Annotated in this window: 25 protein-coding genes; 2 read left to right on the top strand and 23 right to left on the bottom strand. The window is 41.5% G+C overall.

Going from position 1 to position 25,546, the window contains the following annotated elements; all coding sequences use genetic code 11:
- Window positions 1–155: 155 nt before the first annotated feature.
- From DBT50_RS03995 to DBT50_RS03985, 3 genes are all read right to left on the bottom strand, one after another.
- Window positions 156–803, bottom strand: coding sequence for a type 1 glutamine amidotransferase (locus DBT50_RS03995; RefSeq protein ID WP_111853341.1), 648 nt, complete (start codon window positions 801–803; stop codon window positions 156–158).
- Window positions 800–2,155: a Mur ligase family protein gene (locus DBT50_RS03990; RefSeq protein WP_111853340.1), complete on the bottom strand. Its 1,356-nt coding sequence runs from the start codon at window positions 2,153–2,155 to the stop codon at window positions 800–802. Before DBT50_RS03990 ends, DBT50_RS03995 begins: the two co-directional genes overlap by 4 nt.
- Before the next feature lie 139 nt (window positions 2,156–2,294).
- Window positions 2,295–3,539: an AI-2E family transporter gene (locus tag DBT50_RS03985; protein WP_111852597.1), complete on the bottom strand. Its 1,245-nt coding sequence runs from the start codon at window positions 3,537–3,539 to the stop codon at window positions 2,295–2,297.
- 100 nt (window positions 3,540–3,639) lie between these two features.
- Here DBT50_RS03985 and DBT50_RS03980 point away from each other — a divergent pair, with 100 nt between their 5' ends.
- Together DBT50_RS03980 and DBT50_RS03975 are read left to right on the top strand one after the other, a co-directional pair.
- Window positions 3,640–4,653, top strand: coding sequence for a lactonase family protein (locus tag DBT50_RS03980; RefSeq protein WP_111852596.1), 1,014 nt, complete (start codon window positions 3,640–3,642; stop codon window positions 4,651–4,653).
- Between the two features lie 104 nt (window positions 4,654–4,757).
- Window positions 4,758–5,585: an undecaprenyl-diphosphate phosphatase gene (locus tag DBT50_RS03975; RefSeq protein ID WP_111852595.1), complete on the top strand. Its 828-nt coding sequence runs from the start codon at window positions 4,758–4,760 to the stop codon at window positions 5,583–5,585.
- 69 nt (window positions 5,586–5,654) lie between these two features.
- On the opposite strand, the gene ald is transcribed toward DBT50_RS03975, so the two are convergent.
- The 20 genes from ald to DBT50_RS03875 all read right to left on the bottom strand — a co-directional run bounded on the left by ald (window position 5,655) and on the right by DBT50_RS03875 (window position 25,454).
- A complete protein-coding gene (gene ald / locus DBT50_RS03970; protein WP_060778112.1) occupies window positions 5,655–6,758 on the bottom strand; it encodes an alanine dehydrogenase in 1,104 nt (367 codons plus the stop codon).
- A gap of 380 nt (window positions 6,759–7,138) precedes the next feature.
- Window positions 7,139–8,182, bottom strand: coding sequence for a hypothetical protein (locus tag DBT50_RS03965; protein ID WP_111853339.1), 1,044 nt, complete (start codon window positions 8,180–8,182; stop codon window positions 7,139–7,141).
- Window positions 8,183–8,197: 15 nt separating this feature from the next.
- A complete protein-coding gene (locus DBT50_RS03960; RefSeq protein WP_111853338.1) occupies window positions 8,198–9,571 on the bottom strand; it encodes a peptidoglycan amidohydrolase family protein in 1,374 nt (457 codons plus the stop codon).
- 47 nt (window positions 9,572–9,618) lie between these two features.
- Window positions 9,619–9,825, bottom strand: coding sequence for a phage holin (locus DBT50_RS03955; RefSeq protein ID WP_111853337.1), 207 nt, complete (start codon window positions 9,823–9,825; stop codon window positions 9,619–9,621).
- Window positions 9,826–10,125 (bottom strand): hypothetical protein, encoded by a 300-nt coding sequence (locus DBT50_RS03950; RefSeq protein WP_111853336.1) that lies wholly within the window; start codon window positions 10,123–10,125, stop codon window positions 9,826–9,828.
- 37 nt (window positions 10,126–10,162) lie between these two features.
- Entirely contained in the window at window positions 10,163–10,375 is a 213-nt protein-coding gene (locus DBT50_RS03945; protein WP_111853335.1) for a hypothetical protein, read from the bottom strand.
- Window positions 10,365–10,799, bottom strand: a complete 435-nt coding sequence (locus tag DBT50_RS03940; RefSeq protein WP_111853334.1) for a hypothetical protein — start codon at window positions 10,797–10,799, stop codon at window positions 10,365–10,367. The genes DBT50_RS03945 and DBT50_RS03940 overlap by 11 nt, the downstream gene beginning before the upstream one ends.
- Entirely contained in the window at window positions 10,799–12,691 is a 1,893-nt protein-coding gene (locus tag DBT50_RS03935) for a DUF859 family phage minor structural protein (protein ID WP_111853333.1), read from the bottom strand. Before DBT50_RS03935 ends, DBT50_RS03940 begins: the two co-directional genes overlap by 1 nt.
- Window positions 12,692–17,383: a phage tail spike protein gene (locus DBT50_RS03930; protein WP_111853332.1), complete on the bottom strand. Its 4,692-nt coding sequence runs from the start codon at window positions 17,381–17,383 to the stop codon at window positions 12,692–12,694.
- Window positions 17,380–19,038, bottom strand: coding sequence for a distal tail protein Dit (locus DBT50_RS03925; RefSeq protein WP_111853331.1), 1,659 nt, complete (start codon window positions 19,036–19,038; stop codon window positions 17,380–17,382). The genes DBT50_RS03930 and DBT50_RS03925 overlap by 4 nt, the downstream gene beginning before the upstream one ends.
- On the bottom strand, window positions 19,039–21,492 hold the full coding sequence (locus DBT50_RS03920) for a phage tail protein (RefSeq protein WP_111853330.1): 2,454 nt from the start codon (window positions 21,490–21,492) through the stop codon (window positions 19,039–19,041). It lies immediately after the preceding gene.
- The gene (locus DBT50_RS03915) at window positions 21,489–21,782 is read right to left on the bottom strand and encodes a DUF5361 domain-containing protein (RefSeq protein WP_224783875.1); all 294 of its coding nucleotides are present in this window, start codon (window positions 21,780–21,782) and stop codon (window positions 21,489–21,491) included. Before DBT50_RS03915 ends, DBT50_RS03920 begins: the two co-directional genes overlap by 4 nt.
- Before the next feature lie 98 nt (window positions 21,783–21,880).
- On the bottom strand, window positions 21,881–22,144 hold the full coding sequence (locus tag DBT50_RS03910; protein WP_111853328.1) for a hypothetical protein: 264 nt from the start codon (window positions 22,142–22,144) through the stop codon (window positions 21,881–21,883).
- Complete coding sequence (locus DBT50_RS03905) at window positions 22,144–22,710, bottom strand: phage tail tube protein (RefSeq protein ID WP_111853327.1); 567 nt, start codon at window positions 22,708–22,710, stop codon at window positions 22,144–22,146. Before DBT50_RS03905 ends, DBT50_RS03910 begins: the two co-directional genes overlap by 1 nt.
- Window positions 22,711–22,714: 4 nt before the next feature.
- Window positions 22,715–23,059 (bottom strand): hypothetical protein, encoded by a 345-nt coding sequence (locus DBT50_RS03900; protein WP_111853326.1) that lies wholly within the window; start codon window positions 23,057–23,059, stop codon window positions 22,715–22,717.
- The gene (locus DBT50_RS03895) at window positions 23,056–23,313 is read right to left on the bottom strand and encodes a hypothetical protein (protein WP_111853325.1); all 258 of its coding nucleotides are present in this window, start codon (window positions 23,311–23,313) and stop codon (window positions 23,056–23,058) included. The genes DBT50_RS03900 and DBT50_RS03895 overlap by 4 nt, the downstream gene beginning before the upstream one ends.
- Window positions 23,306–23,644 (bottom strand): hypothetical protein, encoded by a 339-nt coding sequence (locus DBT50_RS03890; RefSeq protein WP_111853324.1) that lies wholly within the window; start codon window positions 23,642–23,644, stop codon window positions 23,306–23,308. The genes DBT50_RS03895 and DBT50_RS03890 overlap by 8 nt, the downstream gene beginning before the upstream one ends.
- Window positions 23,631–24,026, bottom strand: coding sequence for a phage Gp19/Gp15/Gp42 family protein (locus DBT50_RS03885; protein WP_111853323.1), 396 nt, complete (start codon window positions 24,024–24,026; stop codon window positions 23,631–23,633). The genes DBT50_RS03890 and DBT50_RS03885 overlap by 14 nt, the downstream gene beginning before the upstream one ends.
- 16 nt (window positions 24,027–24,042) lie before the next feature.
- A complete protein-coding gene (locus tag DBT50_RS03880) occupies window positions 24,043–24,954 on the bottom strand; it encodes a phage major capsid protein (RefSeq protein WP_111853322.1) in 912 nt (303 codons plus the stop codon).
- Window positions 24,955–24,971: 17 nt separating this feature from the next.
- The gene (locus DBT50_RS03875) at window positions 24,972–25,454 is read right to left on the bottom strand and encodes a capsid assembly scaffolding protein Gp46 family protein (protein WP_111853321.1); all 483 of its coding nucleotides are present in this window, start codon (window positions 25,452–25,454) and stop codon (window positions 24,972–24,974) included.
- Between the last annotated feature and the right edge of the window lie 92 nt (window positions 25,455–25,546).

The raw sequence follows: 25,546 nt of genomic DNA, 5'->3' as shown, positions 1-25,546 counted from the left end.
GGATTTTATACCTCACTATTCTCAATTATTTATAATAACTTTAGTCAAGTCAATAGTCAACAAACAGCTAAACTTTAAAAGCTAAAACTAATGGCCACTGAAGCTGTTTTTACTCATAAAAAAACTGGCAGATGCATTCATCCACCAGTGTCCACCTAATGCGATTTTTGATCGATGGCCAGATCAATCAATCTTTCAGCCAAATGGGGATTATTAACTAATAGAGGCCCGTGAAAATAAGAGCCAAAGGTATTCTTATAAATAACTCCCTCCACCTGGTCTTCATCATTATTCCCATAGCCTTCAACCATCCGCCCCAAAGGCTCTACGCCAGAAGCAAGATAGGTCCGGCCAGCATGGTTTTCATAGCCCACATAGTCCTCATCAAAACGATCACAATGCATTTTTGTGGTTCCAATCAGACGTTCTGGATAGCTTTTAGTATAGAAATCAATGGCTCCAATACCGGGGTACTCTTCCCCATTAGTGGTCTGATAATAATTTCCCAAGAGTTGGTAGCCCCCACAAATTCCTAACAGCACCTTATTGCTTTCGATGTAATCAAGCAAGGCTGTTTTCTTATTTTGCAAGTCACGGCTCACTACCGATTGCTCATAGTCTTGTCCGCCGCCAAAGAAGATAAAATCATAGCGGTCACTGTCTAAGGTATCATCAATAGAAATAATCTCTTTTTCTACCTGAAGTCCCTTTTCCTTGGCAAGGTACTGGAGCATAAGCAGGTTTCCATTATCGCCATAGGTATTCATTAAATTGCCATAGAGATGGCCAATTCTAAAGATCATGATTTCATCCGCTCCTTCACAAGATGTTGGTCAGCTAATTCTCGTCTAAAATCGAGCATGGCAGTATAGGTGGCTAAAACATAGACTTTTTGGCTGGGGACAGATGCAATCCATTGAAGGGCTTCCTGCGAATTAGAAAGTTCTTTCAAGTGGTCTTCATCAAAACCGGCCACTTGCAGCCGAACTTTAAGGTCTTTTACCCGTATGCCCCCTACCGCCGTAGCTTTAAGGTTAGGTAATTGGGCGATATTTTCAAACATGCCGTCCCAAATCCAAGAAATATCCTGTCCATCAGCAGGATTATCATTGAGAAGAACTAGTAGAGAGAACTCTTCTTGGTCTAACTCCAATAAAGAAACGATTTGGTTAAAACCAACCGGGTTCTTAATGAGATTAATACGGGTGTCCTTGCCATGAATGGTTAAGGCTTCTTGACGCCCAAACATCCGCTTAGCCCCTTGCAAGCCCTCTTGAATAGCTGATTGACTTAGTCCTAAATAACGAGCAATTGAATAAGCCGCTAGGGCATTATAAATATTATAAAGGCCCGCGACGGGGATGGTAAAGGATTGGCCCTCAATAGTAAATGTCGAAGCTTCTGGCGTTAACTTATCCACCTGGTCCACTGAATAAGTTAAGCTTGGTCGGTGAAACTGACAATTAGGGCAGAAATAATCCCCTAAATTACTATAAGTAATCATATGATAGTGAAGGATATGCTCGCAGCGGGGACATAGGACCCCATCAGTATTATAATGGGCCATCTTATCAGTCGTTTTATCCGAATTACTAAAACCAAAGTAAGCCACATTATGATGAAAGTCCCGTGACGCAAAAATTGGCGCGTCACCATTCATCAAGAGCAAGCTTTTGGGACTCTTATTAGCGCCCTCTAAAATGTAATCGAAGGTCGCATAAATCTCCCCAAAGCGGTCCAACTGATCTCTAAATAGATTAGTTACTAAGATCACTTCCGGGTTAATATACTCGGTAATGTGGCGAACGCTGGCCTCATCAACTTCAAGAACAGCTATATTATCCCCTTGCCCTTTGGAATTAGCATTCAAGAAAGTGGATATAATCCCTTGTTCTAGGTTTGAACCGGTATCATTGGTTAAAACTTCATCATACTTTTGCCGCAAAATATTAACGGTAAGAGCCGTGGTAACTGATTTACCATTGGTTCCGGTAATGATAACTACCCGGTAATTTTTGCCCAGTTCAGCTAAAATAGCCGGATCCAATTTTTTAGCAATTTTTCCTGGCAAACTGGATCCGCCTTTGGTTAATTTCTTGAGTAAAATTTGTACCAAGCGGGCGCTATGCTTGGCAACTTGTGAACGCAATGTCATTAAAAGCTACTCTCCTCTTTTTACTTACTTACATCTTCAAATTCATTTTCCTGTAGCTATCGAGTTAGATCGCTTAGCTAAGAAATTTGCTTAACTTTTTCTTCGTCAATAAAAGGTCTGACCAGGATCACTAAGGTTATTATTTATGGTCTTGGTCGACTAGGGGCTCCTTTAATTCCCGTTCTTGAATCAAATCTTCTTCATAGAGGCCCGAAACTTCCCGATACCATTCAAAGATATAGGTGAAAATCACCTTTAAAACGGCATAAACCGGAATAATAATGATAATTCCCACCACTCCAAAGAGGTCTCCACCAGCAATTAGTAGAAGCATAATGGTAATTGGGTGAATATTCAAATTACTGCCTAAAATGAGTGGGGAAATAATCCGACTTTCGATGGTTTGTTCAATAGCAAACACGATCAGTACCTTGATAACCATAAAAGGATCTTGAACTAAACCAACAATCAAAGACGGAAGAATACCAAAGAAAGACCCTACATAGGGGATAACATTCAAAGCCCCCGCAACAACCGCTAAGATGGTCCCGTAATTTAAGCCGATAATGGCATAACCAATGGCAAACATCACTGCTACCGCAATTGCTACAAAGATTTGCCCTCTGACGTAGGCTGAAATTTGCTGGTTCATATCCGCCAATAGCCGCATGGTCTTATTACGAATCTTCACTGGAATAAAGGAAGCAAAATTATCCCTAAATTTCTCACCATCAGCAATCAAATAAAACAAGATAATTGGTGCTGTCACTAAGGCAATAATCACCCGGGTAATCACACCGAAAACAGAACCAATACTGGACAAGGTCGTATTCATGAGCTCGCGCCAATTAAGGTTAAATTGATTTAGATTAAAATTATTTAAGTATTCTGCTAAAGTCTCCTGACTTCTCTCGAACCAGCGACCAAAGATAATATTTTCAATTTCTGACTGGTACTGGGCCCAAATATTTGACCAATTGCCGATTAAATGTTTGGCTTCATCAATTAAATTAGGAATGAATGAAATTAACCATAGAATGATTAAAACCAGTACCAGGAGCACAATTCCAGCTATCCAATACGAATTCAAGCCCCTTTTCCTTAGAAAATTAATTAGGGGTGAAGACAAGTAGTAAAAGACCCCAGCAAAAATAATGGGTAAGATTATTGTTTGGATAAATTCAATAATTGGGGTAAAGACAAAAGCGATTTGGGTTAATAATAGGATAAATAAAGCGAATAAGATTAAAATGACTAATAGCGATACATAACGATTGTCTAGGACACGACTAACGATATCGGGCATTTTTAGCCAGGAAAAGCCTTGCTTATTTTGCTTTTTATCCTTATTTTTTATTTCTGTATTCTGCTTGTTTTGAGACATATAAACACCTACTTTTCCAAATGATTTTACCATACTTGTTCGCTAAATAAATTAACATAGTGTAAAATTTAATATATCAGAGATTGTAAAGGAGATTATTATGGAAAAGATCTATTTAGCTGGCTATACACGTCAAGACAACCAAGGCATCCATCTACTAAAATGGGATAGTCATCATGAGGAAATTAAAGGCCATGAATTAATAATTTCTGAATCAAATCCAACTTACCTGGCTCTTTCTACTGATGGTAAAGAACTCTATACGCTCACTGACCAACCGAGCCCTGGAGTCAGCCATTATCGAAAAGAAGGCCAGCATTTCGTTTTTGTTGATCACTGTGCCTTCTTGGAACATAACGGCTGTTACCTCGCTCTAGATGAAGAGCGCCAATTATTACTCAATGCCAATTACCATGAAGGAACATTGGCGCTTATAAAAATACAAAGTGATGGTCAATTACAGCTCCAACAAATAATCAGCCGGACTGGCCAAGGGCCTCACCCCAACCAAGAAAGCTCTCACTGCCATTATTTTAACACCAGTCCAGATGGCAAATACTACCTAGCCTGTGACTTAGGGACAGATAGTGTGATCAGCTATCAATTTGACCAAGAGGGCCAATTACAGGAAAAAGCCTCCTACCAATGTCAAGCAGGAACTGGTCCCCGGCATTTAGTTTTCCACCCTAAAGAAGACATTCTTTATGTGATTGGTGAGCTTTCACACACCATCGATATTTTGACTTATGATGAGGGGCACTTTTCCTTTGTCGACCGGGTGAATTGTTTACCAGAGACTTATAGCGGTGAAAATAGTAGTGCTGCAATTCGTATCTCCCAAGATGGAAACTTCTTATATGTCTCCAATCGAGGTTACAACAGCCTAGAAGTATTTGAAGTTTCTAAAGATGGTTCTCAATTAATTCATATTCAATCCATTCCTTCTGGTGGAGACTTTCCACGTGATTTTAACTTTGACGCTAACCAAAGTCACGTTATTGTAGGACATCAAAAAGAGAAGAAAGTGGCCTTCTTTAAACGTGACCACTATACCGGACAGTTAAGCCCACTCAATGTTAGCTGTCCCCTCAATGAAATTGTTTGCGTCCAATAGACTTAAGCAAATTAAAAAAAGCTAAAAATTACGCCTAGGCCTAGTCAAGACCTCGTATTTTAGCTATATTACAAAAATGCTAGTGAAAGGATGCGTTTATTTTAATGTTAGATATTATCAAAGTTTTCATCATGGGAATTGTTGAAGGAATTACCGAATGGTTGCCGATTAGTAGTACTGGCCACTTAATTTTGGTAGAAGAATTTATTTCCATGGATTTTAGACCGGAATTTTGGAATATTTTTGTATACGTTATCCAATTAGGGGCAATCTTAGCCGTTGTTTGGATCTATTTTGACCGCTTAAATCCTTTTTCAAGTCAAAAAAGTGCTGAAGAGAAAAAGCAGACTTGGGAAACTTGGTTTAAGGTGGTAGTTGGCTGTATTCCCGCAGGTGTTATTGGTCTTTTATTTAACGACTTCGCAGAAGAACATTTCCAAAATTGGGTGGTAGTATCTGCTGCACTGATTATTTACGGAATTGCCTTCATCGTCGTTGAAAATCGAAATAAAAACCGCCCTATAACCGTCCATTCAACTCAAGACTTATCTTACAAAAAAGCCTTTCAAATTGGACTCTTCCAGGCCCTATCAGTCATTCCTGGGACCTCAAGGTCTGGTTCATCCATCCTAGGAGCAACGATTTTAGGAACCTCCCGCCCTACTGCTGCCGATTTTTCCTTTTTTATGAGTATTCCCATTATGTTCGGAATGACTTTCTTAAAACTAACTAAGGGATTCCTCGACGGATTTCGCTTTTCCAGTCAGGAAGGCTTCCTACTAATCTTAGGAATGGTCATCGCCTACATTGTTTCGATTTTAACGATTCGCTTCTTACTACGCTATGTCCAAAAGAATGATTTTAAAGCCTTTGGTTGGTATCGGATTGCTTTAGGAATTATAGTAATTATCTTCTTTGCTATTTTTCAATAATCACTAAAATGACTAAACGAAAAGAGAGACTGTTTTCACAGCCTCTCTTTTTACTTTACCTAAAGACTATTAGAATTTTAACTCTTTGTAATCATGCTTACTGGTTTCAGCTACATCGGCGCTAGTTAATTCACCCTTGTAGGTGTTCACCCCAGTAAATACTGTATGGTTAGCTTTAGCAGCTTCTTCAATACCTAAATTAGCAATTTGTTGAACATAAGTCATGGTAGCGTTGGTTAATGCTTCTGTAGCTGTCTTTGGTACAGCTCCTGGAATATTTGCAACGGTATAATGAACAATACCATGTTTAGTATATACAGGATCATCATGGTTCGTTGCATGGTCAGAAGTTTCAAAGTTACCACCTTGGTCAATAGCAACGTCGATTAAAACAGAACCTTCTTCCATGGTCTTCACCATATCTTCCGTTACTAAAATTGGTGCCTTACGTCCAGGAATAAGAACGGAGCCGATGACTACATCAGCATCCTTTACTTCATTAGCAATGTTATAAGCATTGGACATTAATGTATTTACGCGACCTTGGAAGAGGTCATCTAATTCACCTAAACGTGCTGGATTCAAGTCAAGAATAGTTACATTAGCGCCTAAGCCAACAGCCATCCGAGCGGCATTATAACCAACATTACCGCCGCCGATAATAACCACTTTCCCGGCTTGTGTTCCTGGCACACCACCTAAAAGTTTCCCTTTACCACCATTAGTTTTTTCAAGATAGTGAGCACCGACTTGAATAGCAGTCCGTCCAGCCACTTCACTCATTGGGTTAAGTAAAGGCAATTTTCCATTTAACTCCATGGTTTCATAAGCTACACCTGTGGTTTTATTTTCAATTAAAGCATCCACCAAAGGTTCGTTATCCGCTAAATGCAGATAGGTCATCACAATTAAGTCTTCACGGAGATATTGGTATTCAGATTCAAGGGGTTCTTTAACCTTAACCACCATATCAACGTCCCATGCTTCTTTAGCAGAGCTTACGATCTTAGCTCCTACTTCTTCATATTCACTATCTTCATATGAAGAACCTACACCAGCTGAGCTTTCGATAAGCACTTCATGACCAGCTTGGACAAGGTTAAAGGCATTGGCCGGTGTCATCGCCACCCGATCTTCATGATTCTTGATTTCTTTAGGTACACCAATTCTCATTATACAAAGCCTCCATTCACATATTTGACTCAAAACAGTTAGAGGATCAGAGCTGATCCTCCCAATTTCCAACTGACTTCAGTATATCAAATATGTGATTATTAACAAATTAAATGCTTATGATTGCTAATAATGTGTAATCATTGCTAAATCAGCATTTCTAAAATTTGCTCTTTTCTAATAACTGCTAATAATTTCTATTTTTTGCCCAATTTTCTATAACTTTTCTATAACTTTTTTACATAAAAATAATTGCCAAGCCAGCATGTCAGCACCTTTGTAGGGTGCTTTTTTTCTATAACTTTTTCCTGACCTATTTTGTCTTTTACTTAAAAATGGACAAAAAAATAAAGGGGCCACGAAGGCCCCTACTCTGATTACTATATCTTTTGCCATTCTTGTTGGCGCTTGTTGTAGACATGGACAGCACTGTCGTAGTGGACATCCGACTTGCTGTAGAATTTGAAATCAACATTTTCACCGAAGAAAAAATCAGCATAATTCCATCCATTAGAAGGAGTGGACAACCCTGGTATGGTCACATAATTTTTTTGAAGAAATTTAAAATCTATTCTTTCGTCAGAATAAGCGTATAGATAGTTTTCATTTTTATAGGTCCCAGTTCTAAAATTCCTAAAGATTGCTGGAAATTTAATACCTCTAATGTAAACAGCATACAATGCATTTTCTTCAAAAGTTGGAATTGAAATTGCTGTTGTTGTATTAATTAATAACGAAGGTTTCTTATCACCAATTGTAGGAAGTTCATTGAGCATTGGTAATGCTTGATATAAATCGTCACCTACATAAAAACCTATTATATGTGACCAATCTTTTGTCACAGCAGCCTCGCCAACATAATTATCAAAAACAGGCATTTCAATATCATCTTTTACCCAAATCTTACTTGTATCTTCTGGCGGTGTACTTGAATAGATAATAGCCGGCTCTGATTTTTCCGGCTTACCGCGTCCTCCTAAGGCTAGTTTATTAACAAATTCCTCACTTGCTAGCAATTCATCTACTCGCCGTGTCAAAGCGGTTAAGAAAAACTCTTTAGTAGTAGTTAATTTATTAAGTAAGCCAACAGCGGACTTAGTAATAATTAGGCGCTCTTGATCATCAGATGGGAAAATGTATAACTCGTCATTAGAGTAACTAACAATCATTTCCACGGAATACCGCCCATCAGGTAAAATGTCTTTAATTTTAAAGTGCACTAAATTATCTTTTTCGACTGTAGTATCTGTAGAATAAGCCACTTTGTTCCCTTGCACTAAAGCCACTTGAACCGGCTTGCCCTCAATGTTCAGATTTTCATCATTAGCATCTTTTAGTTGATATTTTAAAGTAGTGGTATCCCCTTGTTTTAAGGTTGATCCAGTATTTTTATTAACGATTTGTAAAATTAAATTTTTGCCCATGTATTTCTCCTTTTTTTAGTAGTCAACTAAGTCCCAATCATAAGCAATATATCTGTATTGCCCTTGAGTGCCATCCTCTTTGAGTAAGGCAAGCTCTACAGTCCGCTCATCACCTAACCAAGTTACTTGGAAAGCTTTATCTTGTAAGCCTTTATCAATGTCCCGCTCTGATACTGGTTGGCCACCATTGCGGACTAAGTCAGTGTAGATACCAGCCCAGTGGGTAGCTTTGTCTCCTCTAAGTTTGACTTTATCGCCAATTTGGAACTTGTCGGTTTTTTCGATATGTTTAGCCAAGTCTTGCTCTAGGATCCAACCTAAATAGCTTGTATCGTCGGCCAACAAATAAGCCCAGTCTGAGTTGGCAGCATTGACGGCTTTAACCTCTTTAACCGTGAAAGTCTTGCCTTTAACATGGTCCGCAATCTTCTCGCCAATTTGGAAATGGGTAGCGTATTCTTGCAGGTCTACCTTGTTACCAGGCTCAAATTTAGCCGGTGCCTCAGGCTTAAAGTCTTTCAGGCGGTATACATACCAGCCCATGCTGTAAGGACAAACCACGGCCTCATTATCGACCGTTACGCCATTTCTAGCATAGTTACAGTGAATAACATTCCAGGCATCCACAAAGAGGACTACATGGCCAGCAGCGCCGCCACTTGCTCCTTTAGTCCCAAAAATACATACATCCCCCATAACAGCATCCCAGGCCTGGTTGTGTGCGATAAGCTCAAAGCCGTTGCGCTCAAGCCAATCATGCATGCTATCGGTATTTAAGATCCAACCGGCATCAGAACACCCAGCCTGTCTTAAAGCCGTGTATACGGTGCCTGAGCAGTCTCCTGTACCGTCTGAACCAGTCCGTGAGCCATACATGGAATAATTAATTCCTTGATTGGCCAGACTATACATATAATCTACTGCTGCTTGTAAATTGATACCCACATCATCACTCCCTTTGTCATATCCTTGATCATACTGTTTTAAGTTGTTGGCATTAATAATCCTGATTAATTTATCGGCATAAGCTGTATCAGTAGCATAAGACCCTACCATAGCCCGGCATTGGTCTTCTGGTGTTTTGGCTTTTGGGATATGCATCAGCTTAGGACTTGTCTCAAAGATAGCATCATGATCTTTAAAAGCACCGCCCCAATCGTCATAGACTCTAAAGCTGTCCTTAATTTGATAGTAATTACCGCTACCATCATCTTCCAAGGTGGGTAGGACTACCCCATCACCTTTAATACCAAAGTAGTTATTATAGTCTTGGGCCAGTCGTGACTTGCCCCAGCCACTTTCTAAAACTGCTTGAGCAATGGTTACAGATGGAAAAATATTCTTACTGTACTTTTGAGCGTAAGGCGCTACATCTTCAATAAATCCCATTGATTTACCTCCTTTACAAAAATAAAAAGGGGCCAAAGCCCCTTAGTCTATTTGTCGTTATAATTTTTGGATGATACTCCTGTAATTGCACCAGCAAAAGTGGTTACTGCCCCAATGACCGCTACGGTCACTTCTGTTTGTGGCCAGCCGTAAAGGCCGCCAATAGTGCTAACCAGGGTCATTAAAGCTGGTGCCACAATTAAGATGATCCATTTCAGCGTGTCATAAGTGCTATTCTTCATTTTGAAATCCATCTATTCACCCCCTTTCCCGCCTTTGAATAAGGTTTTAATGTTTTCGTTATGCCTAACGCTTTCCGTGGCCAAGTTATCTAGCCGGGCATCATGCTTATCTAATTCTGACCACACTTTAATTAATTGCTCTTTAAATTCGCTGATCCTGTCATTAGATACTTTTAGCTCATGCTTAATATCAACCAAGGTATCATTTATGGTTCTAACTCCTTGATAGCCAGCATAAATTGCACCAACAAAAAAGGTGACCAGTGGCCACCATTCCTTGACGAAAAGCGCTAAGTCAATAAATAGATGCATAGCTGACCTCCTTTCATCCTTTCCCTTTTATCTTTATCTAAATTTCTCCCTCTGGCCGGTAGTCACCAGCTACAAACTCACATCCTTGCTTTTTAAGCTCGGCATATACTTTTGGCTTTAACACGCTTGGAATGTCCTCAAATTTTGCGGACCCTGTCACGATATAAACCGCTAACCATGTAATCAACATCTTTTTCACCTCCTTTTTACTGAAAAAATAAAGCAATAAAAAAAGCCATCTACTTACCATAGATAGCTCCTGTTAACTCAAACATCACTGCATCATGTGTATCTATACGCCTTTTCAGCATTGCATTTTCTGCCCTTAGCCGGTCAAGCTCACTAAGTTGAGTCTTAGGCGGTGGGCCCAGCAATTCCAGCTGTATGCCCTTTTCCGCAAGTTCTCCATCGGTAGTGGGTTCAAAAGCCTTGGGAAAGCTCTCGGACTCGTCTGCCTCTAGTGTAATCGGCTTAAATAACGATAGGATCAGGCCTTGTTCTGTCCGGAAAGCATCCATAATAGGAAAGATTGGCTGATAGGCTTTTCCTACCTCTACAGTTGATAAGTCAAACACCTGCTCTTTACCATCAATGACTGCTTTAAGCTTGTCGTTGTCGTAAAAGGTATAATCTACTGTTTGCCCGCTAATTTGCGGGCTATATTGCACTTGCACTATTTCCACCTCCCAATGGCCATGGCAGATATTAAAACGTTTCCTGTTCCATAGTCATTATTTCTAGATCTGATTTGAATTTGCCCGGTATTTTTTGAAACGTTAGAAATGGTCATATCAGTATATTGATTGTCATGTACTGTGCCTGTAATTACTGGCAAACTGGAAAAAGCTACTGGGTATGTCCAAATTGCTGCTTTGTAGTCAGTCCATCCAGAAGCTAAGGAAAGACCAAACTTATAACAAATTTGAGTACCATCCGGAAATCTTACCCAGTTACCGTTGGCATTAGAGCCTGATTGTACATCAGATACTTTCATCAACTTTTCATTGTAGTTAGGGCCTGCGAAAACATCCCCCCTAACAGAAAGATTTTTATTAAAAAAATGTCCAGATGGTGCACTAGTGTTGTAATGTGCCCACGAACTATTTTCGTTAGAAATAGATATATATTGACCGTTTTTAAGCGTATATAGTGTGCCATTAATAAAGGTATCACCACCAACATCCAGTACCCGGCCACTTTCCGGAATTTTTCCAATACCCATACCTACATCACTAAAGCAAGCGACCACCTTAGCAGTTGAAATTTCAGCAGTTGAAATAGCAGTACTGATCTTGTCTGTTAACGTTAAGCGGAAATCATAAGCTTTACCAATGTCTATGTTTGTGCCCGCCGTTACCGTTGTGCTAAAGCTGGCTTGGTTAAGCTGCCCACTATAGCCCAAAGTCCAAGAGGCGGTGCCCTTAGGCCTGTACTCTATCTTGACACTTGCTTGGTTTTTAAATTGGCCGCCTACTTGTATATCGGCAACTTTTAAAGACAGTAGGGCTTGTACAGTAGAGTTAGTGCCGCCTCCTGCTCGTGCTGGGGCAAAAAGCTGAATCTTAGGAGGATTGTAAGCCATGACATTAACATTAATTGTCTTGGTTGCTGTTTTACCCCTGCTATCTGTAACAGTAACTACTGCCGGCAATTGGCCGCTATTTTGCGGTATAAAAGTATGCCTAATGTCTGAATAGGTTTGGCCATCAAAAGTTATTGAATAACTACGTATGGTGGCACTGTAATCAGTGGCAGCACTCACATCAAAGCGGATTTGGCTACGACCTTGGGCAAATTGGCCAAAAAGCTGTTTTGTCTGTCCGCTTAGGTCCACGGCTTGAAAGCTGTAAATTGTCGGCCCAGCATTGTCGGGTACTGAAATATCTAGGGTAGCTTGTGTGGTCCCTAGCTTCTGATTGCCGTTATAAGTATCAACATAAAAGGTGGTCCATGTCTTGGTGGCCTCTGTAAATTTAGATGCCCAAGAGGTAGGAATAGTCCAATCATATGTTGTACTACTGATCTTGTCAGCAATGGCAACATCCATAGCGTAAAAGTTAGATCTCAAGGTATACCTGTAATTACTATTAGACCGGTCAATATTAAAACGGATAACGCTACCTACCGGGGCTATGCTTATCGCCTGGCCACTGGTGTTAGTAATCTTTAACCCACTTGACCTAGCAATCTTTGGTAAGTCCATTCTGCCACTAACACCAAAATTACCAATCCAAGCCCCATTAAAGGTTAGATTAAAGTTGTAATTACCGCTGACATCAATTGACTTTGTGCCATCTTCATTATGAGCAACCCATAGCCATTGCTCCCTCAAAAGGTGCCGGCCAGCCCGGTAGATCCCCACATTAGCAGTAAATGGGAAATTTTGGCCATCCACATTAATAGCCCCAGCATAGTGGGCACTATATTGGATGGTCCCGCTGTCCTGCTTGTAGTATAGCCGGACTCTAAGCTGTGATCGGTTGTTTTCAACCTGTTGACTGATTACATCAACTTCCATTTCTAGGTAAGGCCTTAGATTGCCCTTACCTCCTATAAATGTAGCCATCTATGCACCTCCTATAAGACTTACAATGGTGTGAATTTTACTATTTGCTTGCTTTTCAAACTTGTGATTACCTACAGCTAAGGATGATATAAATACCCCAGACAAGATATATAATGTTTGGCCACTGATATAGGCCACCTCTTTCCCTGAGTCCAGGAATGATAATCTTTCATTGTCCATCACGACTTTTAAGGCGCTGCCCTCACTACCAAGCATCAGACCTTCTTCCCCAAAACTTAATTGTCTATTAACAGCTTGTAAAAAGGCTTGGGCTGATCCTACCTGTAACTCCATGATCTTAAAGCGGTCCAAGAGATCAGTTTTATTTGAGGCCACTGCGGTCTCAATTTGCTTGGCATAGGCGTTTAAATCACTAAATTGGGTTGATAAGTCTTTCAGACTCTCGGGGCTTGGAAATTGCTCCATCAAGGTATGTAGGGCTGACTGTGCTTTCTGTAGCTCGTCTACGGTATTTTGTGAGGCCTTGGCAGCAATTCTGTCATTCACATCCTCTGGGGCTGGTGTCCAATCGGTGGCGGTATTTCCTTTTTCTAACTTAGCCCAGTGATAGGATGAAACACCTTTTTTATTGGCCGGCAAGGGATATAATCGCACCATTCTAGGGTCAGCTTTAAGTCCTTGAGGATGATTTTTATACGGTGAATATTTAAAGGTCCCTTGGTAAATACTATCTCTGATCTTTGTCAAGGTAATTTGACCACCCCAGCCCAAAGAGTCATAAAGGGCAAAATTTTCTTTTTCACTGGCTAATTCTGCATTAACAGTTAAAGTGTAGGTCTCCTGCTCTATAAGGTCTTCCGCCAGGTTGAAATTAATTAAAGGATAGTCTGAATTAGAAACATTTTTCTTACTATCAAGAATTAGGTTTCTCCCACCAATTTCAATATTTTGCGGCATTAAAGACCAAGCATAGTCTCCAGCATTGGTTGATTTGCTTGGTGTCGTTTTATTATAGGCAATCCCTATATATTTCTTACCGTCTGGCTGATCGGACATACCTTGTCCGGTGGGTTTGTTTGCATACTTGATCCAGGTGTACATAGTTTGACCTTGTGGCCCTCTAGCCCCAGGTTGGCCAGGTACACCTTTTTCCCCCTTGGTATAGATCCAAGTATAGTCTTTGGGATTGTTTGACTCGGTTTGACTGGTTTTATTTTGAGCTAAGCCCAAGTATGACTTTCCAGCAGGATTGTCAGACATGTTTTTGCCGTTAGCATCCTCAGCATACTTAACCCAAGTATAGGTTGTGATACCGTCTTTTCCTGGTGGGCCTTGTAGTCCTGGTGATCCTTGCGGGCCTCTTTGCCCTTGTGGTCCAGTAGCCCCCTGAGGACCTTGGGGACCTCTTGCACCATCAGCCCCTTTTGGGCCTTGTGGACCAGTTGGACCCTGAGCACCAGTTGCGCCTTTTTCTCCTTGTGGGCCTCTCGGGCCAGGGGCTCCAGTTGCTCCGGTGTCTCCCTTTGGCCCTTGCGCTCCTTGAGGCCCTTGTACACCTTGCGGGCCTCGTTTCCCAGGGTCTCCCGGGTCACCAGGTTCCCCCTTAACTCTTACCCAACTATACATCTTCGGATCTTCGGGGTCGTCCTTGCTATAGGTAACACACGTTCCCATGAATTCCCTTTGTACACTATTGTATGTGCTAAAGTCATAGTGGCCGTCCTCGTCGTTAGCCCATGCATAATGTACATACGGTGTGCGGCCGTCAGCCCCTGCTTTACCTGGTAGTCCTTGTGCGCCGTCTTGGCCTTTAAATAGCGACCACTCATAGGCTTTCGGGTCTTTGCTGTCCGCCTGTGTATGGTCAGCGTATATGCCTATGTATTTCTTTCCAGGAGTGGCGGTTAAAGTAAAGCCAATTCTCCCATCTGCGCTATCAGCATAAGCATAATGAACATAAGCGTTTTTTCCGTCAGCTCCGTCTCGCCCGTCTTTCCCTGGTAGTCCACGCTCACCGTCTTTACCCGGGGCCCCAGGAGGGCCTGGCATTAGTTGGATCTTGTCAAGGTCTCTTTTAGTGACTGTGTCAACCCATTTTCCGTTTCCTTGGTATTCTCGCTTCCAGTGACGTTGGCCATCATCAAATTGCCAAATATCGCCATATTTTGCATTTTGAGGCTCAGCTTCCTGCTTATAAATGCCAATATTTAAGTTTTTAATGGTATAGGTGGCTACCGCTACTGCGACACCATCAAGCATGGCTGAACATGTAAATGTGGCCTCAAGCTCGACATCCTCAGCAGTTAGGTCTAACTGGTTACCCCCGATAATTTTATGGGCTGTATTCCATTCTGCATCTGTCTTAGTGAGCTTGTCAGGATATTGGGAAACTCTTTCCCAGATAAAACTTTCAATGACCGCTGTTTGGTCAATGCCTAAGCGCCGGACATTGGCCCTTAAAGTGGTTGATAAAACACCATCTTTAAAAAGACTGCCTGAACTTGAGTCAATGGCCATAGTATATGGCTGACTCTCCCACTTAAAGCGGTTAGACTTAGCGGCCTCTTGTAAGTCGATTAAAAGACTAGTAATTCCTGCTTTTTTCTCGACATAATTGCTAAAGACCGCTTTGCCCACTTTAGGACGGTTAGGCCGGTCAGATTTTAAGGTGACCTCTACCAATCTAGCGTCTAAGTATAAAGGCGGGTTGCTTTCGTTATCGATAATTCTAACGGTGTCACCAATATCTACATTTTCTGGCAGGTCATTTAAGGCTACCTCATACTCCACCTTTGGCGTGTTGTGGTTCTTCAAAAAGCGTAAAGCTTCATCAAATAACGCTTTTTCGCTGGTTGCCTGTGAGTCATACCGCCTTACAATATAACCCTCATCGCTATTACTATGCCTTGACCAGATTTTGCCGGTCTCGCGGTCGCATAAGTGGCCGCCACCTGTGGTATAAAAGCGGCCGTCATCATATCTAAAGTCTTTAAGGTTGGTTTCTTTTTCAACCTCTTTTTCTTCTGTGATGACCTTTTGGACTTCCTTAACCTGCTTAGTGGATGATACTGGCTTAACAAAACGCTCAGACCCTTTCATGATATTGGCAATTTTAGTTGCCCATGATGGGTCTGTTGCGTATTGGTGCACATTGTTGTTAAACCTCATAGAGTACAAGGTTCTTTGCTTCCATTGGCCATTGTAGTAATTTTTAGCAATCCAGTTAGCCCCGCCAATAATTCCAGCAGCTAAACCAGGGTTACTGTAGTTTTTGGCATTATCAGGGTTTGAGTCAAAGGCTCCAATACCAAAGTAATTATGGTAATTGCGGCCATAGTTTGAATTACCCCAGGCACTTTCTAGGGCAGCGTGAGCCACAAGGTATCTTGCATCAAGGCCGCTTTGCTTTTGGGACTCAATAAAGACATTTCCTTGGCCATTAAAGGCACTGCTTGGACTCACTGAGCGAACCCAGTTGTTAATCTGCTCCGCTGTGATACCTGGCAAGGTATAACCTAAGTCATGCCTGGTTACATCGCTATTAGTCCAATACTTAGCGGGTTGGCTATTAGTTGGCTCTCCTGCATCTCTCCAGCGAAACCAGCGCACTGGTGGGCCTCCAGTACGGCCATTAATTGGTGTTGTCTCAATGCCGTTAGATCCATAGTTACAGTGGATAATATGGCTATCATCAATGACTGCACCAGTATGACCACCAGCACCACCACTAGCGCCTTGGACACCAGCAACAAAAATATCCCCATATCTGATCTGATTGCGGTTAATCTCGTCTAAGTAGGTCCCTTTCATACCAAAAAGGGTTTCTGTGCTACCGATATAGTGATTGCCAGGGATCAGCCCAGCATGCTTGGCCGCAAAGTGAACGGCACTTGAACAGTCATAGGAGTTAGGCCCCATCCTTGAGTACATGCTATACGATACTTTGCCCTCTCTGGCCTTAAACCACTCAATAAACTTCTTGAGCTTTTCAGGTGGTCCGCTTTTTTGTTCAGGGTTGTTATCATCAATAGTAACTTTTTCAGTGACGGTTTTTTCAGTCTTAATCTTTTCCTTGTGAGGTTGTCCAGTAGCAATAACCGCTGTACATAGATCAGTGATTGATACTTTGCGCTTAATGCTTTTAACTTCCTTGCCAAGCTCCAAGCGCTCGCCTACTTCTTTGCCCCTCTTCTTGTGAAAATTGACATACTTATGCACTAAGCGATTACCCTTAAAGCCAAAGCTATAGCTAATTTCTGCATCAAAGCGTCCAGCAATTTCAGTTAGCCGCTTGGTGGTGGTGGCCGTGCCTGTATATTCCAAGGTAATGTTTTTATCGCTTACCTCGTTAAGCCCGATCTCCCAACCGCTGTCCCCAGTAATAGCATTAAAGAAGTCTTTAATTGTGCCTTTCATTTTGATTGGGCCTGTGTCCTCATTCAGCAGATCAAGGCCGGCATCTTCGGCTATGATTTTCTTTTTATTGTCATAGTCTTCCAGCTCCATAATTTCCAGGACTATCAGACGATTTTTAAAATCGGGGACAAAAACAAAACAACCCTCAGTCACCTGAGCAACTGAGGGATGGTTCTTCTTTAGGATGGCGGTGTATAAGGAGGTCCCAGTTTTGACCTGCATGTTTAAATCATCATCTAATAGTTTTAGTCCGGCAGGGCTATCAGCATCTGCAATGGCCACTGTGTTAAATTGCCTATCTGTAAAAAAAATCATCTAAACACCTCCCTATACCTACAAATTACATCGGGTTTAGTCAGACTATCACTAGTAATAATCACTTCATGTTCTCCAGGCGGAACGCTTATGTTACGGCTACCATAAGCGATCGGCTTTAGCTCTGGCCGGCCGTTAACATAGGCACGATTATCAGACATATTAATTCTGACCATGTCACCTGAATGAAATGTGTATTCATAGTCAGGAACGTTCATAACATCGGTAATGGTCTCAGTTTTTGGCTCTACCCATACCTTGGTATTAGTACCCTCAAACTCCACACTGTCGACAAGGTTTTCTTTAGGTGGTGCACTGGTACTATACCGACCACACCAAAAGACGACTTTGTCAGGGCGCAAGGATTGTATATCTGGTACATAATAGCTCTTTGAGTACCTGACATTTTTTCGGTCATTCCAAATTTCAAAATTTAGGTGAGGCCCACTTTTGCTGATCATCACCCGGCCATGAAAATCATTGGCCATGTAGCGGTCATAGTTATCATTGGGCAATCCTTGGCCACCAGCGCTAAACTGTTGCCATACTGACCAATTGTATTGGTGGGCACTAAATAAGGCGCTAGCTACTTCGTTATCTCCGCTACGAACGGAAACAAAAAAGGCTCCTGCCTCGTTGGCACTTGATAGCTTGAAGTAGTGCCAATAACTTAACGTCCAGTCAGTACATTGGGAATCTAAGCTGTGCTGCATAGCTGGCCCCGTCCACTTATAGGCACTAGGTGACCCATAGTTAGGGACTAAGGCATTTTTGTTGGATCTAGTGCCTTTAATGTCCTGCTCTAGCAGCCAGCCTAAATATTGGCCACGGTTAACCAATAAATATGCTTTTTTACTGCTGGCTTGTCGGACATTTTTAGTTTGCGACACTTGGAAAGTTTGGCCCTTAACCCAGTCGGCCATTCTTTCGCCGGTTTGCCAGTGAGTGGCCCAATCAGCGACTGTTACTTGGCCATTAACTGGTGTAGGAAAGCCCTGGCTGCCAAGGGTAAAATTACCCCGCTTGTGCCATCTTTGGCCCCAGTCCCAGGCATCAGCCTCTTGCCAGCCGTGCCAATCGTCAAACACATTATTAATCAGCGCCTGCTTGCGATAGTCAATATGCCCAGCAGTGGTGGCTGTACGGCTAATTTTAAGCTCTTTTATTGGGCTATCCTGAGCGCTTACCCCATATTGGTAAGCAGCCTTACTACTCGATAGACCCAGCATGTGGGTCTCACCGTTAAGCATAAAGTCAAACTGCGGGTAAATATCGTCTGTGCCATCATTTCTAATCATCACTGAGGTGGCATTTTTAACAGCAATTTCTTTAGGTGTAATGGCATAAGCCACACCAGTTGGCACTACTATTTCAAAAGTAAGCCGGCTATTTTTGACTGAGTCAGTCGGTGTTATCTTTTCCTTGACTCTCCCCAGCCAATAGCGGTCAGGCTGATCAGTAAAGACAAAAGTTTGGATGCTCCCAGTAAGTAATTTATTAAGCACATCAATCACTTTCATGACATCTTGCTTAATAAATAGCTTTACTGAGATCCCTCTGTTCTTTTGAGGGGGCCCCATAGTCCGCTCAACATCTAAAATAGTTACTAGGCCTTTTAAACTTTGGCCATCTACTTCAATATCATAAGCTTTCATCTAAATGAGCAGCCCCTTTCTTCTTTGATCATATTTTTCCATCATCTCATTTTTAGCCCGGTTGACTTCATCAATTTCCGCACTAACTTTTTCTTTATCAATATAAACATCAGTATCTTTAGCCAATAATTTAATGAGATTTTCGTTGATACTATCCAGCTTTTGATCCAGTTGCCTTGCTCGGTCCTCTGCACTATCCAGGGTATATTTACCACTGACATTAAAGCGGTCAATGTCTGATAGGTCATAAGGCGATTTGAGGTTAAAACCAACATCTAGTAAAGGTGTAGTACCTGCAAAAGCGTTATATAGTTGGTCACCCATACCATTAACGGTAGCTTTTACACTCTTAAAGCTATCTTGCAAACCATTATTTAGCCCTTGCATGATCGCACGACCAGCAGGAATTAATAACTTGCGGTCATATTGGATAGGTCCTTTATGGTCACGGATCCAATCCGCTATACCTCCCACAAAGTCGGTAACTGCGCTCCACATGGATTTCAAACCGTCTAAGAAACCTTCCATAATTGCTGCTCCCGCACTAAATAAATTAATGTTGCATAGGCTTGTAAATATATTCTTAATACCTTCAACCTTGCTTATAATCGCTGATCCAGCAGAAAAAACTGCTGTTTTAATCGCATTAAAAGCGCTGCTGATCGCTGATCTTAAAGCAGATCCAGCGTTGCCAAGGTTTTTAAAGAAATTAATAACTCCGGTAATTGCATTTTTAATTGTTGATCCAGCAGAAGAAATAAAGGCCTTGATAGCGTTAAACGCTGCGTTTATTGCTGATTTCAAGCTTGAGCCAGCATTACCAAGATTTTTGAAGAAGTTAATTATTCCGCTGATAACATCTGAAAAAGCTGACTTAGCAATAAACAAGCTTGTTTGCATGTTTTCCCAAGCGCTAACAATAATACTTTTTAGGGACGTCCCAGAAGACCCAAAATTGGCAAACAGACCAATCAGAACCCCAATCCACTCGGCAACCTTAGACAACACTGGCGAAATGAAATTAAATGCATCCACCAAAAATTGAACAACTGGTGTCAAGATCTGAACAGCTACAGTTATCAAGTCAAAAGCTCCAGATAAGCCCATCAATGCTCCCTTGACTACTCCGCCTAGGAAAGAGGCGACCACCTCAAACACTGGCATAAGAGCGTCCGCTAAGGCTGAGATTAATGGTTGCGCTGCATTCCATAGATTAGCAAAGGACTCTGCCACTTGACCAATTGCCGGTCCTACAATCCCCATGAAAGTCTGAAAAGCGTTTTGAATAGCAGGTAAGATAGATTGTACAAGGTCAGCTATTCCATCAAATTTTAACTTACCTAAAGCCCCAGCAATACTTTCGATTATTGGTAAAACTGATTCTAGCATGCTACCAAAAAATCCAGGTATTTGCCCTAACGCCGTTTGAATAGATTCTATTACTGGCTGAAAAGATTGCTGTAACTCCGGTAAAAATGTGTTTAAAGGCGAATTAGCACTTAAGCCAATGCCAAACTGTTGCATAAGGTTAGCAGCTCCAGATTGCAAGATAGGGCCTAGAGTGGCTAAGCCAGCCATAATTGCTTCTGGTAATTGTAAAAAAATATTACCTATTGCAGGGAGTAAATTTCCAAAAGCAAAAATAACAGCAGACTCAATTAAGTTCTTCATGGATTGACCAATATTTTGAAAATCGCCTTTGGTTAAGTTCCCCAGAAGATCAATTGCAGCAGCTTTCATCATGTTAAAAGAGCCTTCAATAGTTTGAGAAGCCTCATTTGCTGTTGTGCCTGTAATCTTCATATTTTCTTGAATTGCATGGATCGCTTCGACAACATCGCCAAAATTTTGAATATCAAATTTCTTTCCCGTCAATTTTTCAGCATCAGCAAGTAATCTTTGCATCTCCTGTTGAGTGCCCCCATAGCCAAGTCTGAGGTTATCCAACATGGTGTAATTTTGTTTTGCAAAACCACTATAAGCATTCTGAATGTCAGTCATGCTTGTACCAAAGGTATTCGCATTGTCACTCATGTCCACAAGCGCTGTATTTGCTAAATCTGCGGCTTTTTCGGTGTCACCACCCAAGCTTGAGATCAAGCTAGCACTAAAGCCGGTCACTTGTTCCATATACTGGTTAGCAGATACTCCAGAAGTTCTAAAGGCTTCTTTTGCATAGTTTTTTACCTTATCGGCTGACCCTTGAAAAAGCTTTTCAACACCGCCTATAGACTGCTCTAGCCTCCCGCCCTCCATGACGGAGGCGGCAATAGCTTTTCCAATTCCAGCAGCTACTAAGACCTTCTTAGCAGCACTCATAAGCTTAGAACCTAAAGTCTGGCCAGCACTTTCTCCAGTGGATTCCATATCGGGCTGTATCGCATTTCTGATCTGTCCCGATATTCCTTTTGCAGACGGGACAATTTGTACATAAGCTTTCCCTAGGTCGGTCACTTAACCTCACCTCTCTCTAACTCTTTGATCATCTTTTCTCTAGCCGCCTTGAAATCTTCCCCACTTGTAAAGGCAGTTACCTTGCTTTCTTCCTTTTTACCGGTAATTTCTTTGGTCAATGAGTCAGGCCGGTTTTTGCCTTTTTGCCCATCTTTAGTCTTAGACCAAAGTAGTAAGTTGATTTGGTCAAAAATAGATGTTAGCAAAAGACTGTCATAACTAAGCTTTTGACCGCTTAGCTTTTTAACAATTCTTGATTCTTCCGGCAGCCCAGCAACAAAAACAGCCACCTTGTCTAAAGGTAGCTGCTCATAATCATAAATATGATAGTACTGTGCCAGGTCACATATAACCTCATCCTCACCAGCCTCTAAGTAGCTAGCAAGGGTTAGGATTTTTTTACTTTTGTGTTTCTCAAAATATCCGCTAATTCTGCGCCTACTTTTTCATCAAGCGCAAACCCACCATTCCTTTTTGCAACATGATTTACTAAAGCTTCAGCTTGTTTTTTTCCTAAAATGGCATCAACAAGGTCGGGCGTATATAAAGGGTTCTTGTCTACTTCTCTAAAGAGTCTAAGCGTGCGAAAGTCCTTTAAAATTCTCTCGTCAAAACTATATCTAAAACCTGTCTTAGTAACTCCCTTAATCATTAGCCTGCACTCCCTACTTTTTCGGTTGATTTAATGTACTCATAGTGGGTATTCCCGTTGGTGTCTGGTGTACATGTTACTGTGGTTTCATATCCTACGGCATCTTCATCGCCGTATTCAATATCTCCGATTTCTTTAATAACGCCGTTAGGGATCACAATCCGCTTAACTGCGCCTTTTAGTAACATATCAATAACTAGCACATGGGGCTTATACTCTTTGGCGTTAGCTTTGATAGTCAAGCCGTCTTTGAGTGTTCCGGTCACATTGTCTGGCCCATAAACTTCCTTGAGCACTTCCACATTAGTTGCTTCAATCAATGTATAAGTAAATTCATCAGTTTTTTCAGTTTGAATAACCAAAACAGTGTCCCCGCCCCAGGCCTTTACGGTGTCTGAGTCCGGTGTATTTGAGTTGCTTACTCCATCTTCTGAAACATAGCCAAGGTCTTTAAAGACTGCTGGCAAGGCAGTAGTTGCATCAGTTGGCAAAGCTGTCCCAGCAGGTGCTGAGTAAATCGCCCCGCCTACTTTAGGCTTACCATAAGTTACATTTTTTGAGTCCATGTTCTCACTCCTCGTAATATTTAATTTCAAAAACCGCTTGATAGCGGTATTTCTTCATTTCTGTGTCTGTAAAATTGTAATCGCTGCTTAGCTTTACACTGGCAATTTCAGGTAGCCACTCCAGGTCCTCTACTGCTTTTTTTACAAGGTTATTTAATTCAGCCGCTTTATATAGACTGTCTGCATAACTCTGAAAAGCAAAAGTGCCGCTGACTAGCCTGTTCCTTTTTTGGCTGCCAGTTTTTTCAAAAACAATAAAAGCCCCAGCTTGCTTAGAATTTGGATATTCCAGGTAGGCTGGGGCTGACAAAGCTTTTTCAAGCTGGTTTTTAATTACTAATTCAATCATTTCTTAGCACTTCCTAGCGCTTTTAATAAAGTGTTGTTTTTAGAGTTGTCTCTTTTTGCTCTAACAGTTTTAGCATAGACACTGACATTAGCACGGTTCCGGCCAATATAGCTGCTGACCTCATAACCGCCCTTACTGCTGTTGGCCACTTTGGCCACCTGGTTAGCATGCTCACTTAAAATACCTTGCATGTTTCCCGACTGCATCAGCTCCCTAACGCCAGATTTATTAAGCTTAAATTTAAACTTACCCATAGGCTTCCACCATCACTTTTTTATTCCAATCTAAGGGGATCATGCTTTCAATGCCCTCTAAAGGCATTCCAATCACTCGCCAGGTCTTACCAAAAAACTTAACTTTTTGGTTTTGCCACTGGTTTTGGTCCCCTTTTGGAATTGCTAAAGTATAGACTGCCTTATCACCAGTAATGTTTAACTGATTAAGGACATCTTGGCTTAGAGTTGGGGCAATTAATACATTGTCCACTACAATCTCTTTTTCTTCGTAAATGGGTTGGCCAAAAGGATCTACCCCATTGGCCACTTGGGTAATTAATACAACTGGCACCCCTTTAATGTGTCCCATAAATATCAAAAGCCCCCCATCTTTGCCGCCTGAGTCCTAACCTGGCCAGCTCAGCATTTTTAATAAACAAACCTCCGCCCGGAACTAAAAAAGACCCGGACCAAGAATAGCCTATAGCTGATTCTGTGGTCTGAGTCATTGGCTCCTGGTCTGTAGAGGTCATTAGCGTTCTGGCCACTACATCTACGGTTACTGACTTCAAGACATTGGCATAAGCCTCATCTTTGGCCATCTCGTCAAGATTGCGATCTACCTTTTTAGCTTCAACCCGCAAAGAGTCTGAAACAACTGGCAGCAAAGCCTCCGCACGTTCAGACTCTTCCATGGTTAATTCTCTAAAAAGTTTAGTCACATCATCTACGGTAGCAAAAGCTTTGCTCATCTAATCACCGCCTAAACTAAGATGCTGTTGAGGATTGTGACACAAAGGCAAAGGCTTTAGGGTCAAGAATACCCCATCCAAGATATGCCTCAGCACGGATATAAACTTGGTTATACCCTTTAAGGTCCCGGCCGCTGTTGTCAGGGTCCCCATATTTAATGATTTCCAGTGGAATTTGTTTGGTATAGCCCCATTTAAAGCCTCCCTTGAAGTCCCCAAGTAACGCCAGTTTATTAGACGTGCCATAAGCTAGGTTATTGTTAATTTGGGTAGAAATACCGTTTAAACTGCCAGGATTTGCGCCCCACGCTAATTCAGGATACCGCTTAACCCCTTTTCCTGCTTTGTCTACGGTTACTTGTGATAAATCAGATGCTAAAGTCCGGCCTAAGATTAACCCGCTTGGGAACTCATCATCTTCTTGGATTTTTCCAATGGCAGTTGCAATAGCTTCATCAGGATCATCACCTTTTTTGTAATCTACATTCTTAGTTACCTTAGTAGCAAAATAATTATTAGCAATGGTTTCTGTTGCTGTTGCTCCAGTCCGTGGGTTAATACCAAGGATAGCCATTAAATCGATACCTTTAGCTAACTTCTTAGCAAAACCATCATTAAAGGCTTGTAAGAAATTAATGCGGGCTTCTTGTGTAGCATATAGAAATTCATCTGAGAAACGTGCCCCATATTCTACCTTGATAGGCTTGATTGTGATAGGTTCAAAGGACATGCCCCCCTCAGTCTTCTTACCCGCTTCAGCTACGACATCGATTTCACGGTCAAGGTTAAATGTATATTCTTTAGTCCCATTAAAAGGGATTGGTGTTTGATTTGATAATTGTACTAAAGCACTAGATCCTTTAACTTTGCTTAATAAGTCAGTTAGTAATTGTGGATCTAAAGCTAAGTCGGTTGTTGTATTTGCCATGTTATCAGTCTCCTTTTCTAATCTGCAATGGAATTAATTAAATTGTCTGCCATCTGAGCATAAGGGTTAACACTCCCATTATTAGGCTCTGTTGACTTCATTGGTGGTTCAGGGTTTGGCTTATTGTTGTAAAGCTCAGCAAAAGATTTTGCATCTGCCTTTAAACTTTCCTCATCTGAACCTTTTAACCGGTCTGCAAAAGTGTAAGGCAAGCCATTGTCAAGGGCTGCCTGTACTCGTAAATTTTGTAGGTTAGCGCCATCCAGTTGCTTAGTTAAATCATCAATGGATGCTTGTTTTTCCTGCAAGCTGCTCTCCAGTTGAGTGTATTTATTACTTGCGTCTTGGCTGGCTTGCTCCAGGACTTTGTTTTGCTCTTTCAGCGCCTCTAGCTCGGCTTCTTGGTCCTTATAAGTGTTAATTGACTTACCATATTCAGCCATAATGCTATCAACTGCTGTCTTTTCTAGTCCTAAATCCTCCAAAAATTTGCGGTTCATTATACATCTTCCTCTCTACGCTTTTTACGTGGTAGCGGCCACGATTGATAGCCAAAATAACGCTTTTGGCGAACGAAAAAAGAGCAGTTTAA

Source organism: Aerococcus tenax, from assembly GCF_003286645.3.
Lineage (GTDB): Bacteria > Bacillota > Bacilli > Lactobacillales > Aerococcaceae > Aerococcus > Aerococcus tenax.
The sequence above is the reverse complement of the archived record's forward strand: the minus strand, read 5'-3'. Positions and strand labels throughout refer to the sequence as shown.

Excerpts from the sequence above, each read along its gene's own strand:
- DBT50_RS03990 (WP_111853340.1), bottom strand. The coding sequence starts at position 2,155 with ATGACATTGCGTTCACAAGTTGCCAAGCATAGCGCCCGCTTGGTACAA.
- DBT50_RS03985 (WP_111852597.1), bottom strand. The coding sequence starts at position 3,539 with ATGTCTCAAAACAAGCAGAATACAGAAATAAAAAATAAGGATAAAAAG.
- DBT50_RS03935 (WP_111853333.1), bottom strand. The coding sequence starts at position 12,691 with ATGGCTACATTTATAGGAGGTAAGGGCAATCTAAGGCCTTACCTAGAA.
- DBT50_RS03925 (WP_111853331.1), bottom strand. The coding sequence starts at position 19,038 with ATGAAAGCTTATGATATTGAAGTAGATGGCCAAAGTTTAAAAGGCCTA.
- DBT50_RS03965 (WP_111853339.1), bottom strand. The coding sequence starts at position 8,182 with ATGGGCAAAAATTTAATTTTACAAATCGTTAATAAAAATACTGGATCA.
- DBT50_RS03900 (WP_111853326.1), bottom strand. The coding sequence starts at position 23,059 with ATGATTGAATTAGTAATTAAAAACCAGCTTGAAAAAGCTTTGTCAGCC.
- DBT50_RS03875 (WP_111853321.1), bottom strand. The coding sequence starts at position 25,454 with ATGAACCGCAAATTTTTGGAGGATTTAGGACTAGAAAAGACAGCAGTT.
- DBT50_RS03890 (WP_111853324.1), bottom strand. The coding sequence starts at position 23,644 with ATGGGACACATTAAAGGGGTGCCAGTTGTATTAATTACCCAAGTGGCC.
- DBT50_RS03930 (WP_111853332.1), bottom strand. The coding sequence starts at position 17,383 with ATGATTTTTTTTACAGATAGGCAATTTAACACAGTGGCCATTGCAGAT.
- DBT50_RS03880 (WP_111853322.1), bottom strand. The coding sequence starts at position 24,954 with ATGGCAAATACAACAACCGACTTAGCTTTAGATCCACAATTACTAACT.
- DBT50_RS03945 (WP_111853335.1), bottom strand. The coding sequence starts at position 10,375 with ATGGTAAGTAGATGGCTTTTTTTATTGCTTTATTTTTTCAGTAAAAAG.
- DBT50_RS03910 (WP_111853328.1), bottom strand. The coding sequence starts at position 22,144 with ATGATTAAGGGAGTTACTAAGACAGGTTTTAGATATAGTTTTGACGAG.
- DBT50_RS03960 (WP_111853338.1), bottom strand. The coding sequence starts at position 9,571 with ATGGGATTTATTGAAGATGTAGCGCCTTACGCTCAAAAGTACAGTAAG.
- DBT50_RS03895 (WP_111853325.1), bottom strand. The coding sequence starts at position 23,313 with ATGGGTAAGTTTAAATTTAAGCTTAATAAATCTGGCGTTAGGGAGCTG.
- DBT50_RS03975 (WP_111852595.1), top strand. The coding sequence starts at position 4,758 with ATGTTAGATATTATCAAAGTTTTCATCATGGGAATTGTTGAAGGAATT.
- DBT50_RS03905 (WP_111853327.1), bottom strand. The coding sequence starts at position 22,710 with ATGGACTCAAAAAATGTAACTTATGGTAAGCCTAAAGTAGGCGGGGCG.
- ald (WP_060778112.1), bottom strand. The coding sequence starts at position 6,758 with ATGAGAATTGGTGTACCTAAAGAAATCAAGAATCATGAAGATCGGGTG.
- DBT50_RS03955 (WP_111853337.1), bottom strand. The coding sequence starts at position 9,825 with ATGGATTTCAAAATGAAGAATAGCACTTATGACACGCTGAAATGGATC.
- DBT50_RS03995 (WP_111853341.1), bottom strand. The coding sequence starts at position 803 with ATGATCTTTAGAATTGGCCATCTCTATGGCAATTTAATGAATACCTAT.
- DBT50_RS03950 (WP_111853336.1), bottom strand. The coding sequence starts at position 10,125 with ATGCATCTATTTATTGACTTAGCGCTTTTCGTCAAGGAATGGTGGCCA.
- DBT50_RS03980 (WP_111852596.1), top strand. The coding sequence starts at position 3,640 with ATGGAAAAGATCTATTTAGCTGGCTATACACGTCAAGACAACCAAGGC.
- DBT50_RS03885 (WP_111853323.1), bottom strand. The coding sequence starts at position 24,026 with ATGAGCAAAGCTTTTGCTACCGTAGATGATGTGACTAAACTTTTTAGA.